Origin of the sequence: Olleya sp. Hel_I_94 (assembly GCF_007827365.1) — a bacterium.
In the GTDB taxonomy this organism is placed as follows: domain Bacteria; phylum Bacteroidota; class Bacteroidia; order Flavobacteriales; family Flavobacteriaceae; genus Olleya.
In genome coordinates, this window is record NZ_VISI01000001.1 from 602,515 (window position 1) to 617,500 (window position 14,986).

Annotated in this window: 8 protein-coding genes, 2 tRNA genes and 3 rRNA genes (1 of these 13 cut by a window edge); 1 reads left to right on the plus strand and 12 read right to left on the minus strand. The window is 36.8% G+C overall.

Translation table 11 applies throughout. The features are described from left to right. Positions 1-2: 2 nt before the first annotated feature. From JM82_RS02950 to JM82_RS02975, 6 genes are all read right to left on the minus strand, one after another. Positions 3-887 (minus strand): energy transducer TonB, encoded by an 885-nt coding sequence (locus JM82_RS02950; RefSeq protein ID WP_145001065.1) that lies wholly within the window; start codon positions 885-887, stop codon positions 3-5. 2 nt (positions 888-889) lie between these two features. Beyond that, the gene (locus JM82_RS02955; protein ID WP_028283795.1) at positions 890-1,282 is read right to left on the minus strand and encodes an ExbD/TolR family protein; all 393 of its coding nucleotides are present in this window, start codon (positions 1,280-1,282) and stop codon (positions 890-892) included. 1 nt (position 1,283) lies between these two features. After that, positions 1,284-1,985, minus strand: a complete 702-nt coding sequence (locus tag JM82_RS02960) for a MotA/TolQ/ExbB proton channel family protein (RefSeq protein ID WP_145001067.1) — start codon at positions 1,983-1,985, stop codon at positions 1,284-1,286. A gap of 51 nt (positions 1,986-2,036) precedes the next feature. Beyond that, positions 2,037-3,431, minus strand: a complete 1,395-nt coding sequence (gene nhaD / locus JM82_RS02965; protein WP_145001069.1) for a sodium:proton antiporter NhaD — start codon at positions 3,429-3,431, stop codon at positions 2,037-2,039. A gap of 1 nt (position 3,432) precedes the next feature. Beyond that, entirely contained in the window at positions 3,433-4,659 is a 1,227-nt protein-coding gene (locus JM82_RS02970; protein WP_145001071.1) for a Glu/Leu/Phe/Val dehydrogenase dimerization domain-containing protein, read from the minus strand. A gap of 211 nt (positions 4,660-4,870) precedes the next feature. After that, positions 4,871-5,941 carry an anhydro-N-acetylmuramic acid kinase gene (locus JM82_RS02975; protein ID WP_145001073.1) on the minus strand — a complete coding sequence of 357 codons (1,071 nt, stop codon included), beginning with the start codon at positions 5,939-5,941 and terminating at the stop codon, positions 4,871-4,873. Between the two features lie 93 nt (positions 5,942-6,034). Here JM82_RS02975 and JM82_RS02980 point away from each other — a divergent pair, with 93 nt between their 5' ends. Then, entirely contained in the window at positions 6,035-7,177 is a 1,143-nt protein-coding gene (locus tag JM82_RS02980; protein WP_145001075.1) for an acyl-CoA dehydrogenase, read from the plus strand. A gap of 59 nt (positions 7,178-7,236) precedes the next feature. Here JM82_RS02980 and JM82_RS02985 read toward each other — a convergent pair whose 3' ends face one another. From JM82_RS02985 to JM82_RS03010, 6 genes are all read right to left on the minus strand, one after another. After that, positions 7,237-9,669 carry a helix-turn-helix domain-containing protein gene (locus JM82_RS02985; RefSeq protein WP_145001078.1) on the minus strand — a complete coding sequence of 811 codons (2,433 nt, stop codon included), beginning with the start codon at positions 9,667-9,669 and terminating at the stop codon, positions 7,237-7,239. A gap of 358 nt (positions 9,670-10,027) precedes the next feature. After that, positions 10,028-10,134: ribosomal RNA gene (rrf, locus tag JM82_RS02990) — 5S ribosomal RNA — on the minus strand. A 102-nt stretch (positions 10,135-10,236) separates the two neighbouring features. After that, positions 10,237-13,055: ribosomal RNA gene (locus JM82_RS02995) — 23S ribosomal RNA — on the minus strand. 145 nt (positions 13,056-13,200) lie between these two features. Next, positions 13,201-13,274: transfer RNA gene (locus JM82_RS03000), tRNA-Ala, on the minus strand. An 82-nt stretch (positions 13,275-13,356) separates the two neighbouring features. Then, a tRNA-Ile gene (locus JM82_RS03005) sits at positions 13,357-13,430 on the minus strand. 82 nt (positions 13,431-13,512) lie between these two features. Beyond that, positions 13,513-14,986 (minus strand): 16S ribosomal RNA (locus tag JM82_RS03010) (it continues 44 nt past the right edge of the window). Together the 16S, 23S and 5S rRNA genes with 2 tRNA genes alongside form the textbook arrangement of a ribosomal RNA operon.

A 14,986-nucleotide genomic window follows, 5' to 3' on the forward strand; every position in this document is an offset into this window, starting at 1 on the left:
TATTATTGACCTAATTTAAAATTGATACTAACATAACCAATTTGACGCTCTGGAGCTTTAGGATCTGCTTTCCATTTGTGGGATTCTGCAATTTTTTTAGCAGGTATCATTAAACACGCAGCAGTATTTTTTGTTCCTTTTACTCCTGGCTCAGCTTTTACTACTTTACCAGAACGATCTACTTCAATTCTAACAACAACTAATCCAGCCTCGTTACAATCTTGTCTAAAAATTTGATTGGTAGGACGACCTCTTCCATTCAAACCATAACCAACACCATCTCCATTTCCGTTTCCTTGACCAGAACCACCAAAATTACTAGGTCCATAAGCATTACCTGTACCAGATCCATTTCCCGGACCATTACCAGGACCATCATTATTAGAGTCTGAAGGATTTTCAGAATTACTTATTCCGTTAATTAAAGCATCGTTTGCTTTTTTAATATCATCTTGTCTCTTTTTTTCAGCTGCATCTGCTGCTGCTTTTGCTGCCTTAGCAGCTTTTTCTTGAGCCAACTTATCTGCTTTAGCTTTTGCTATAGCATCATTTTCTTTTTTAGCTTGCTCCTTTTGTTTTTTGATTAAAACCGCTTCTTCATCGTCTTGTGTTAAAACATCTTCTTTTGAAGTTGCAGCTGCTGCCTCTTGTTGTTGTTCTACCTCAGGCTTTGTTTCTTCTGGTTTAGTTTCGGTTGGTGCTGCTGCTTGGGCAGGTGCACCTCCACCACCACCTGACGATCCTCCAAAATTAATAGCAACTCCAAACTCTTCTGGTGGATCCATATAATTTTGACCAACCACAAAAAGTAGCAATACCAATATCAGCGTAATTAATGCTGTGATTTTTGCCGAATTGCGTTCGTGTTTGGTTTGAAGGTACTTCATTATTATTGTGCTTTAACTGCCAATGTGGATTTAATCTTGTTTCGGTTTGCTATATCCATAATATAGACAACGTGTTGCATCTCTACACTTTCATCAGATCTAATTGTAATTGTCGGAGACTCTACGTTACCAACTTTGGCTAATACTTCTGCCTCTAATTGGTCTTTAGAAACCTGTTTCATATCTACATAATAATTGACGTTTTTGTCAACACTTACAGATACATTTTTAGTTTGTGTAGTCTTGCTAGTAGATTTTGGTAATAACAAGTCTATAGCTTCTGCAGATACTAACGTTGATGCAATCATAAAAAAGATAAGCAACAGAAAAACTATGTCTGTCATAGACGACATATTAAATTCTGGTGTAACTTTATTTCTTCCTCTTAATCGCATATTAGCTAGGTTCGTTTAATAAATCTAAAAATTCAAGCGAGTTTGCTTCCATTTGATACACCACTTTATCTGTTTTTACAACTAAGTGGTTATATGCAACGTATGCTACAATACCAACAATTAGACCACCAACAGTGGTGGTCATTGCTGTATAAAGTCCGTCTGCTAAAGTTTTAATATCTATTGATCCTCCTGAATTTGCAATTTCAAAGATTGATAAAATCATTCCAATTACTGTTCCAAGAAACCCAATCATTGGTGCTGCTCCAGATATGGTAGCTAATACACTCACGTTTTTTTCTAAGCTATAAATCTCTAAACGTCCTGCGTTTTCTATTGCTGTATTAATATCCTCTAAAGGTTTTCCTATTCTAGAAATCCCTTTACTAATTAATCTAGACACTGGAGAGTCTACAGTACTACATAAGTTTTGAGCAGATTCTATCTTACCATTACTAACATAGTCTTTAATTTGATTCATGAAATTTGAATCTACTTTGGATGCATCTTTGATCGCAAACAAGCGTTCAAAATAAATATATACAGCCATAATCAATAATACAAATAGTAATGCAATGATAATTATACCAGCAGTACCTCCTGTTGTAATCAGTTCTATTATTGATAAAGTTTTCTCAACTGGTTCTCCTTCTACTAATGGATCTACCGCTTGAGCAGTGTCTTGAATTAATTTGCTTAGCATATTATAAAATTAGATACGTGTATAACGTTAGATTTTTGTTTTGAGTATATATTAAAATAAAGTTCTGGTCCAGAAAAACACTAAAGTTCCTGCTAAAAACCCTGCTAATGCTAACCATGAGATTTTTTTGAAATACCAGAAAAAGTCAATTTTCTCCATTCCCATTGCAACAACTCCTGCTGCAGATCCAATGATTAACATACTTCCTCCTGTACCTGCTGAATAAGCAATAAAGTGCCAAAGCTCGTTATCAATAGGTTGAGAAAACATACCTAAACTAGCTGCTACCAATGGTACATTATCAATAACTGCAGATCCAATACCTAATAAAATAATTACTAAATCCGAAACACCTTCATGATGTAACTCTGTTCCCATCATTGGCATACTATCTTGTAAAGTAGATGCAAATCCAAATAAAATACCTAAAGATTCTAAAGCTGCTACAGCCATTAAAATACCTAAGAAAAATAAGATACTTGGTAACTCAATTTTTGATAATGAATGGTGTACAGGACTATGGTGTGCGTGTGCATCACTTTCTTCTGAATCATGGTTAGATAAACTAAATTTAGCAGAACTATAAATTTCTGCAAATATTGCTACCACACCTAAAGCTAACATCATACCAACATAAGGAGGTAAATGTGTTACTGTTTTAAATATTGGAACAAATACAATTGCACCTAATCCAAGGTATAACATTGTACCACTAAATCTGCTTTTTGGTTTTTCTTCTACTACTTCCTCAACCGCTAAATCACCTTTAAAAGCTGGTAAAAAAGAAGCTATAAAAGTAGGTACTAGCATACATATTAAAGATGGTAATAGTAAGTATCCAACTAAATGTCCTGTGGTAACTTTTTTACCAATCCATAACATAGTTGTTGTAACATCTCCAATTGGTGACCATGCACCACCTGCATTAGCAGCAATAATAATTAAACCTGCAAACCAAATACGTACATTTCTGTCATTAACAATTTTTTGTAAGATAGAAATTAATACAATAGTTGCAGTTAAGTTATCTATTATAGCAGAAAGTATAAATGCTAAGAAGGCAAAAATCCATAATATTTTGGTTTTCTTCTTTGTTTTGATAAAGCTTTTAATAGTAGAAAATCCATCAAAATAATCAATAATTTCTACGATTGTCATAGCTCCTAAAAGGAATACTAAAATCTCTGCTGTTTTACCTAAATGGTGAAGCAATGTTTCTTCCATTAAGTGCATCTTGGTTTCATGTCCTAATGAAGCATATCCTTCTACCAGCCCATGATTGGCAGAATCAAACCACTCTGTAAAAGAGTCTAATCCTAATGAAATTAACGCCCAACTTATAGCCATCATGACTAAAGCAGGAATTAACTTATCAATCTTTATATTATGCTCTAATGTTATAGCTAGATAGCCTATAACAAATACTAAAATTATTACTGATTCCATATTATACTAATTGTTTTAATGCTATTTCAAAAGCAGTTTTACTAATTTCTTTTTTAGAAGCGTTTTTTGCATGTACGTTTTCGATTGCTTTTTTAATAATATTAGATGTATCATTAAAAATAGCTTCATCAGTCATTTGCACTTTACGCTCCATAAAGTAAGCAAATACACGTGCCATACCACAGTTTGAAATAAAATCTGGTATTAAGCTTACACGCTCATCTGTTTGTTCCATGATAGATCCAAAGAAAATTTCTTTGTCTGCAAAAGGTACATTTGCACCACATGATACAACCTCTAAACCTGTATTAATCATTTGATCAATTTGATCCTGGGTAATTAATCTTGATGCAGCACAAGGTGCAAAAATCTCAGTTTCTAAAGACCAAATGCGCTCATTCATTTCAGCAAAAGGTATCATGTTGTCCGTTGCTAATGTATTTCCGTTTTTAGTTAAGAAAAAGTCTTTAATTTCTTCAAAAGAAAAACCTTCTTCATTTATAACTCCTCCAGAAATATCAATAATTCCAACAATTTTAGCTCCCATTTGTGCTAAATAAAAAGCTGCTGCTGATCCTACATTTCCAAAACCTTGAACTACTGCACGCTTACCTTTTACGCTTCCGCCATAAACATCATAATAATGTCTAACAGCTTCTGCAACACCATAACCTGTAATCATGTCTGCTACAGTATACTTTTTGGCTACATCTGGAGAAAAGTTAGTGTTTTCTAAAACTTTTATTACTCCTTGACGTAACTGTCCAATACGGTTAATTTTATCTGCTTCTGTTGGCTTAAAATGTCCATTAAAAACACCTTCTTGTGGATGCCAAACACCAGAATCTTCTGTAATTGGAATTACTTCATGGATTTCATCTACATTTAAATCTCCTCCTGTACCGTAATAACTTTTTAACAATGGAGACACTGCTTTGTACCAACGCTCTAAAACACCACGTTTTCTTGGGTCTTTTGGATCAAAATTAATTCCTGATTTTGCACCACCAATAGCTGGTCCAGACACAGTAAACTTTACCTCCATAGTTTTAGCAAGGGATAAAACTTCATTCATATCCAATCCTTTTCTCATTCTGGTACCACCACCTGCAGCACCACCTCTTAAAGAATTTATAACTGTCCAGCCTTCTGCTTCTGTTTCAGAATCTTTCCAATTAAATACTATTTCTGGTTCTTTATTTTCGTAAATTTTTAATAAGTCTTTCATGTTTGATTTTTGGTTTCAACTTTAATATTTTTCTCTCTGGATTAACATTTAAAGTAGCTAAAGTTGATTCATCTTACGAAGTGTTAGATTAATTAATTTAACAAATATAAAAAAACAAAAAATGGCTTTTAATAGTCTGGTCATTTTTATTATAATAAATTATTGTTAATAATTATTGACTTGGCTTCATGCAATAATTTATCACTATTATTTATTTTTTTATATTGAATATTTTCCCTGACGAATGATCTTTTAAAGCTCCTGTCACTGATTTCAGACAGTTGTTTTCTCCTCGTAATTTTAATATACCTAAGAAGCCAAAAATTAAGGCTTCTTTAAATTCTATAATGTTTTTTGAAGGTATTATTATTTGATTTGATGTTAATTTAGTTATTTCTTCAAGTAAAAAATCGTTAAACACGCCTCCACCTGTTGCTAAAACCAACGTATTTTGCTTTTGATTTATAACTTTAGCTATCTGAAATGCTATATGTTTAACATACGTATGTAAAACGTCATTGATTGGTAAATTATAACTATCAACTAGTGGAAAAATATTAGTCTTTACCCACTCCAACCCTAAAGATTTAGGAGCTTTTTCATAATAGAAAGCTAATTGATTTAGCTGATTAAATAATTTTTGATGAAAAATACCTTGTCTAGCAAGTATACCTTTATCATCAAAATCAAAACCTAATACGCCTACATATTTATTTAGTACAATATTTACAGGACAAATATCAAAAGCAATTCTATTTGCATTTTCTTGTGAAGAGATATTAGCAAATCCTCCTAAATTTAAACACCAATGATATTGCGGAAACAAAAATTGATCACCAATTGGAACCAATGGTGCACCTTGACCGCCTAACTCAACATCTTGAATTCTAAAATCACACACTACAGTCTGTTTAATTAAATTTGATAATTGAGGTAAGTTACCTATCTGTAAAGTATACCCTAATTCTGGTCTGTGTAGTGCTGTATGACCATGAGAGCAAACTGCATCAATATTACTAATGTTATTAATTTTTATAAAATTGTTGATAACAGAAGCCAAAAAGGTAGTATACTCTTCATCTAACTCGTTTAGCTCAGACGTACCTAAATTTATTAAATTTTTAAGCCTATTTAGCCAAGTTTTAGGATAAACAACAGTCTGAGCAATTTCAATTTTAAAACTCCAATTAGTAGCTTTTTTAAATGAAATTAAAGCAAGATCAATACCATCCAAAGACGTCCCTGACATCACGCCAATCACTGTATAATTGTCTTTTATCATATAATGTAAAAATAACTATAACGATTGAAAATATGCTAATAAAAACTTATCTTTGTATCCAAATTTTATTAAATCAACAATCTTACATAAATTATGGATTTTAGCCTTACTGAAGAGCATATAATGATTCGCGATGCAGCTCGCGATTTTGCACAAACAGAATTATTACCAGGTGTTATCGAACGTGATAATGCACAAACGTTTCCTGATGAATTAGTTAGAAAAATGGGAGCGCTTGGTTTTATGGGTATTATGGTAGACCCAAAATATGGAGGAAGTGGTATGGATGCTATTTCTTACGTATTAATTATGGAAGAATTATCTAAAATTGATGCTTCAGCTTCAGTTATGGTCTCTGTAAACAACTCTTTAGTTTGTTACGGACTTGAAACTTATGGTACCGAAGAACAGAAACAAAAATACTTAACTAAACTAGCAACTGGAGAATCTATTGGTGCTTTTTGTTTAAGTGAGCCTGAAGCTGGTAGTGACGCAACATCACAAAAAACAACAGCTATAGATAAAGGTGACCATTATGTTATTAATGGTACAAAAAACTGGATTACAAATGGTGGTCGTAGTGATGTATATTTAGTTATAGCACAAACTGACAGAGATAAAGCTCATAAAGGTATTAATGCTTTTATAGTAGAAAAAGGAACACCTGGTTTTGATATTGGTCCTAAAGAAGATAAATTAGGTATTAGAGGAAGTGATACACACACACTACAATTTAATGACGTAAAAGTACCAAAAGAAAATAGAATTGGTGAAGATGGGTTTGGTTTTAAATTCGCAATGAAAACTTTATCTGGTGGACGTATTGGTATTGCTGCGCAAGCTTTAGGTATTGCTGCAGGTGCTTATGAGTTAGCATTAAAATATAGTAAAGAACGTAAGGCATTTGGCACAGAAATCTGTAATCACCAAGCGATCGCGTTTAAATTAGCTGATATGTATACAGAAATTGAAGCTGCACGTATGTTAGTAATGAAAGCTGCTTGGGATAAAGACCAAGGTAATAATTACGATATGTCAAGCGCAATGGCTAAACTATATGCTAGTAAAGTGGCAATGGAACAAACTGTTGAAGCTGTGCAAATACATGGTGGTAATGGTTTTGTAAAAGAATACCATGTAGAACGTATGATGCGTGATGCTAAAATCACACAGATATATGAAGGAACTTCAGAAATTCAGAAAATAGTAATTTCACGAGGTGTTATCAAAGGGTAATCCTGAATACTGAAATATAAAAAAAGGCTTTAAAATTAATTTTAAAGCCTTTTTTATTACTAAGATATATCATCTAAAACTAATCTAATCTCTCCATAACTATACTTGTCAGCTATTTGAGATTTCAAATCTGAAAGATTTTCAAAAGTATGTTTAGGGATTAATGCTTTCAATTCTTTATAATGCTTTTCAGAGATCAAATCTGTTATTTTAACTTCACCTGACGGTATAAAACTTGCAAGGTGCCCAAAGATAGTATTCACATTTAAATCACGTTCAAAAGCTATTTGATCTATTGATTTACCTGCTTTAAAAATCTGTAAAGACGTTTCTTTTGTATCTCCCTTTTTACGTTTTGGTTTAGCCTTTTCAAAAATCTCTTTACTATTGGAAACCTCAATGTCATTCTCCTCGCAATACTCTCTTATTATTTGTATAATTTCGTTACCATATTTGGCAACACGTGTTTTACCAAATCCATTGACATTTAATAGTTCGCTTTGACTGGTTGGTAATGTTTCGCACATTTCATATAATGACTTTTGTGTAAATATTTGAAAATGAACCAAATCTTCTCTTTCTGCAATTGTATTTCTTAATTCTCTTAATAATTCAAACAATTCTACATTAGTAGTGCCATCTATAACAGTCTTCCTTGGAGTTTTAGATTTTTCCTTTGTCAAAAACACAGATTTAGCGCGTAATTCTAAAAATAATTTAATTGAAAAGCCTGAATCCAAATTAGAAAAATACAACTGTTTAACGCCTATTAACTCTTCTAAAGTATCTAATTGTTTATTAAAATCCGTATCTAGTGTTTTATTATCTGTAGTAAAATTAAAGCTTTTATAAATTTGAATTATGTTAACATCCAATTGCTGTTTATAATACGCTAGTGCTTTTTTAAATCTAGACTGAATTTCATCACTAGTCTCCGGAGTAGTAGACTCTTTTGAAATTTCTAATAACTGCGCTTTAAATCCATTTGCTACTTTTAATAAAGTAGCGACGCAATCTTTTATACTAGTTAAAGGATTTTCTATATTACCCTGAAAACTACCTCTGTTTTTATAATATATATCTAAAAGCCTATTAGTTGGGTACAAAAATTGATAAAAATCGAAAATTTCAGAGATTAAATTTAATTGAAAATGCGTTTTAGATTGTTGAAGTATACTCTCGTCTGGTTGATTTTTCTCTGCTTCAATATTAAAATTGATAACATTAGCATCACTTATAATTTGACTAGAATTAATCTTGCTTTTCAAAACTAAACCTTCTAAAGATTTACATCTACTCAAAGCGACGTAAGTCTGCCCATGCGCAAATGCACCTTCAGAATCTATGATTGCCTTTTCAAAAGTAAGACCTTGACTTTTATGGATCGTTATTGACCAAGCTAAACGTAATGGAATTTGAGAGAAGGATCCAATTTTGTTTTCAGAAATAGCCTTAGTATCCTTATCAACCGCATAATTTATATTTTCCCAAACCTCTGGTTTCGTAATTATATTGAAATCATCATCTGGACACTTAACAACAACTTCATCTTTATCGAGTAATATAACTTTACCTATCTTTCCATTAAAATAACGCTTGTCTGCAGAACTATCATTTTTAACAAACATAACTTGAGATCCGACTTTAAGTACAAGCGATTCTTTATTAGGATAAGAAAACTCAGGAAACTTACCCTCTACTTTTGCTTTATATGTCTGAGACCTACCTCTTAGCTTCTCAAGTTTAGCTTTATTAGTGTATTCTGCCTTATTATTATGTGTGGTTAATGAAATATACCCATCATCTTCTTTAGGTTCAAAATCAGGCTTATACCTTTTATTTAACTCATTTGCTGACTCAAGGGAAAGCGAATTAGTTCTAATTTCGTTTAATATATTAATGAATAAAGGGTTGTCCTGTCTATAAATATGTTTTAATTCAACAGAAATCGGATTACATTGTTGATAGGCATGACTACTAAAAAAGAAAGCGTCATTATAAAACGGTTTAAGTAAGTGCCATTCATTATCTTTTACAACGGGAGATAGCTGCTGTAAATCCCCTATCATCAAAACTTGAACACCTCCAAAAACTAGATTTTTATTTCTATAACGACGCAAAGTTTTATCAATACCATCAAGTACGTCCGCTCTAACCATACTTATTTCATCAATAATTAATAAGTCCAATGACTTAATAATATTGATTTTAGTTTTACCAAACTTTCGATTAAATCCACCACTAGAGTTTAAATCGTCATTTGGTAAAATAGGTCCAAAAGGAAGTTGAAAAAATGAATGAATTGTAACCCCTTTTGCATTAATAGCAGCAACTCCAGTTGGAGCCACTATAACAATTCTTTTTAAGGAATTCTTTTTTAATTTATGAAGAAACGTCGTTTTACCCGTACCTGCTTTACCAGTTAGGAAAATATTTCTATTCGTATTATTAACGAAATTATTAGCTAAATCTAATTCTTTATTCTCGCTCATTCTCTTATTCAGTCATAATGTATCAAGATATATAAATACTAACTAAAACGAAAGTATTCTATATAAATATTAAACTTAGAATATATTTAACAATTAACAAAATGCTTAATAAACAATTCATTTACAATAATCAATTGCTAAACTATAAAGCAAATAGCATCTTTCGATTTATTTAATACTAAACACCAATATCATATATTTATATTTGCTTATATAATTTACAAAAGTAATGTTAAGCGATATTCCTAAATTTAATTTTCCTATACATCTTTTTGCTTATACCCTTTCCCTTGCGCCTATTTACTTTAATTTTTAGGCACAAAAAAACCCTTCATAAATAAATATGAAGGGTTCTCTAAAAAGGCGACGACCTACTCTCCCACAATGCAGTACCATCGGCGCAAATGGGCTTAACTTCTCTGTTCGGAATGGTAAGAGGTGAGCCCCATCGCTATAATCACCTTAAATCTTTCGGTGTATGTAGTATTAACTACTTAACCGTATATAATAACATATTGAAAAAATGATTCATGAAAATTTTGTATTGAACTTTATAAAAAACAGGCGTACAATAAGCCTATGGGTTATTAGTATCACTCGGCTATGACATTACTGCCTTTACACCTATGACCTATCAACGTAGTCATCTCCTACGACCCTTTAAAGAAATCTCATCTTGTGGTGGGTTTCGCGCTTATATGCTTTCAGCGCTTATCCCTTCCCAACGTAGCTACTCTGCAATGCTCCTGGCGGAACAACAGATACACCAGAGGTTAGTCCAACTCGGTCCTCTCGTACTAGAGTCAGATCCACTCAAATTTCTAACGCCCACTGTAGATAGAGACCGAACTGTCTCACGACGTTCTGAACCCAGCTCGCGTGCCACTTTAATGGGCGAACAGCCCAACCCTTGGGACCTTCTCCAGCCCCAGGATGTGACGAGCCGACATCGAGGTGCCAAACCCCCCCGTCGATATGAGCTCTTGGGGGAGATCAGCCTGTTATCCCCGGCGTACCTTTTATCCTTTGAGCGATGGCCCTTCCATACGGAACCACCGGATCACTATGCTCTACTTTCGTACCTGATCGACTTGTAGGTCTCTCAGTCAAGCTCCCTTATGCCATTGCACTCTACGCACGGTTACCAAGCGTGCTGAGGGAACCTTTAGAAGCCTCCGTTACTCTTTTGGAGGCGACCACCCCAGTCAAACTACCCACCAAGCACTGTCCCTTCATTGAAGGTTAGACTCTAGACAAGCAAAGGGTGGTATTTCAACAATGACTCCACAACGCCTAGCGACGCCGCTTCAAAGTCTCCCACCTATCCTACACATTACTTATCCAAAACCAATACTAAGCTATAGTAAAGGTGCACGGGGTCTTTTCGTCCCACAGCGGGTAATCGGCATCTTCACCGATACTACAATTTCACCGAGCTCATGGCTGAGACAGTGTCCAGATCGTTGCACCATTCGTGCAGGTCGGAACTTACCCGACAAGGAATTTCGCTACCTTAGGACCGTTATAGTTACGGCCGCCGTTTACTGGGGCTTCATTTTAGATCTTCGCCGAAGCTAAACCCTCCACTTAACCTTCCAGCACCGGGCAGGTGTCAGGCCATATACGTCATCTTTCAATTTAGCATAGCCCTGTGTTTTTGATAAACAGTCGCCTGGACCTTTTCACTGCGGCCACCCCGAAGGGTGGCGACCTTTCTCCCGAAGTTACAGGTCTATTTTGCCTAGTTCCTTAGCCATGAATCTCTCGAGCTCCTTAGAATTCTCATCCCAACTACCTGTGTCGGTTTAGGGTACGGGCTGCTTCTCTTGCTTTTCTTGGAAGTCGATTCGCTAGATTATCACCGCGACCGTAGTCTTAGTGTACTATCGAGGTGTTACCACTCTCTTCAACGCACAATTCCGTCTGTGCGCACTAACTTTTCGCCTCCGTCACTTTTAATGAGAGCAGGTACAGGAATATTAACCTGTTGTCCATCCACTACCCCTTTCGGGTTCGCGTTAGGTCCCGACTAACCCTCAGCTGATTAGCATAGCTGAGGAAACCTTAGTCTTTCGGAGTGCGGGTTTCTCGCCCGCATTATCGTTACTTATGCCTACATTTTCTTTTGTAGCTACTCCAGCATACCTCACAGCACACCTTCAACGCCACTACAATGCTCCCCTACCACTTTTACAAGTCCATAGCTTCGGTAATATGTTTATGCCCGATTATTATCCATGCCGAACCGCTCGACTAGTGAGCTGTTACGCACTCTTTAAATGAATGGCTGCTTCCAAGCCAACATCCTAGCTGTCAAAGCAGTTCAACCTCGTTTTTTCAACTTAACATATATTTTGGGACCTTAGCTGATGGTCTGGGTTCTTTCCCTTTCGGACATGGACCTTAGCACCCATGCCCTCACTGCTGATTAACATTTTATAGCATTCGGAGTTTGTCAGGAATTGGTAGGCGGTGAAGCCCCCGCATCCAATCAGTAGCTCTACCTCTATAAAACTATAAATCAACGCTGCACCTAAATGCATTTCGGGGAGTACGAGCTATTTCCGAGTTTGATTGGCCTTTCACCCCTACCCACAGGTCATCCGAAGACTTTTCAACGTCAACCGGTTCGGTCCTCCACTGTATGTTACTACAGCTTCAACCTGCCCATGGGTAGATCACACGGTTTCGCGTCTACCACTACTAACTAAAGCGCCCTATTCAGACTCGCTTTCGCTACGGATCCGTGACTTAATCACTTAACCTTGCTAGCAACGGTAACTCGTAGGCTCATTATGCAAAAGGCACGCCGTCACCCCAAAGGGCTCCGACCGCTTGTAAGCGTATGGTTTCAGGATCTATTTCACTCCCTTATTCAGGGTTCTTTTCACCTTTCCCTCACGGTACTAGTTCACTATCGGTCTCTCAGGAGTATTTAGCCTTATCGGATGGTCCCGACTGATTCACACAGGATTACTCGTGTCCCGCGCTACTCAGGATACTACTATCTTACTGTTCTTTACTTATACGGGACTATCACCCTCTTTGGTTAGTCTTTCCAAACTATTCTAATTCATTACAGCTCAAATATTGTAGTCCTACAACCCCAGCATTGCCTTAACAATACTGGTTTGGGCTAATCCGCGTTCGCTCGCCACTACTAACGGAATCACTTTTGTTTTCTTCTCCTCCGGGTACTTAGATGTTTCAGTTCTCCGGGTTTACTTCCTTTCGGATAACATATCTTCAATATGCTGGGTTGCCCCATTCGGATATCTACGGATCAATTTGTATGTGCCAATCCCCGCAGCTTTTCGCAGCTTATCACGTCCTTCATCGCCTCTGAGAGCCTAGGCATTCCCCATACGCTCTTATTTAGCTTATTGTACTATTTGCTTTTTAATGAGTTCTATGCAGTATTATACTACGATTAGTATAATACCACATTAATTTTAATGAGAAAAATCTCACTAAATTTTCATGTATCTTTTTTCAATATGTCAAAGAACTTTTTCAGTTAAAACTGAATAGTGGAGAATATCGGAGTCGAACCGATGACCTCCTGCGTGCAAGGCAGGCGCTCTAGCCAGCTGAGCTAATCCCCCATATAGGAATCCCGAATGTTCTATTCAGAATTACTTATTTAGAATTGACAACTTCTAGAATTTCCTTTTATCATAGTATTAGTAGTCTCAGGCAGACTCGAACTGCCGACCTCTACATTATCAGTGTAGCGCTCTAACCAGCTGAGCTATGAGACTCTACTATAATAGATTATAAATCAACAGCAGGAGAATAAACTTTTTGTTTACATAAAAAAACACAATAATTGTCTTTCTCTAGAAAGGAGGTGTTCCAGCCGCACCTTCCGGTACGGCTACCTTGTTACGACTTAGCCCTAGTTACCGATTTTACCCTAGGCCGCTCCTTACGGCGACGGACTTCAGGCACTCCCAGCTTCCATGGCTTGACGGGCGGTGTGTACAAGGCCCGGGAACGTATTCACCGCATCATGGCTGATATGCGATTACTAGCGATTCCAGCTTCACGGAGTCGAGTTGCAGACTCCGATCCGAACTGTGATAGGGTTTATAGATTCGCTCCTGGTCACCCAGTGGCTGCTCTCTGTCCCTACCATTGTAGCACGTGTGTAGCCCAGGACGTAAGGGCCGTGATGATTTGACGTCATCCCCACCTTCCTCACAGTTTGCACTGGCAGTCTTGTTAGAGTTCCCGACATGACTCGCTGGCAACTAACAACAGGGGTTGCGCTCGTTATAGGACTTAACCTGACACCTCACGGCACGAGCTGACGACAACCATGCAGCACCTTGTAAATTGTCCGAAGAAAAGTCTATTTCTAAACCTGTCAATTTACATTTAAGCCCTGGTAAGGTTCCTCGCGTATCATCGAATTAAACCACATGCTCCACCGCTTGTGCGGGCCCCCGTCAATTCCTTTGAGTTTCATTCTTGCGAACGTACTCCCCAGGTGGGTCACTTATCACTTTCGCTTAGCCACTCAAACCGAAGTTCGAACAGCTAGTGACCATCGTTTACGGCGTGGACTACCAGGGTATCTAATCCTGTTCGCTCCCCACGCTTTCGTCCATCAGTGTCAGTATATTATTAGTAATCTGCCTTCGCAATTGGTATTCTATGTAATATCTATGCATTTCACCGCTACACTACATATTCTAACTACTTCATAATAACTCAAGACAACCAGTATCAAAGGCAATTCTACAGTTGAGCTGCAGGATTTCACCTCTGACTTAATTATCCACCTACGGACCCTTTAAACCCAATGATTCCGGATAACGCTTGGATCCTCCGTATTACCGCGGCTGCTGGCACGGAGTTAGCCGATCCTTATTCTTACAGTACCGTCAAGCTCTCACACGTGAGAGTGTTTCTTCCTGTATAAAAGCAGTTTACAACCCATAGGGCAGTCTTCCTGCACGCGGCATGGCTGGATCAGAGTTGCCTCCATTGTCCAATATTCCTCACTGCTGCCTCCCGTAGGAGTCTGGTCCGTGTCTCAGTACCAGTGTGGGGGATCCCCCTCTCAGGGCCCCTACCTATCGTTGCCATGGTGTGCCGTTACCACACCATCTAGCTAATAGGACGCATAGTCATCTCTTACCGTAACCTTTAATGTCATCTTGATGCCAAGTTAACATACTATAAGATATTAATCCAAATTTCTCTGGGCTATCCCTTAGTAAGAGGTAGATTCTATACGCGTTACGCACCCGTTCGCCGGTCGTCAGCGGAGCAAGCTCCCTGCTACCCCTCGACTTGCATGTGTTAAGCC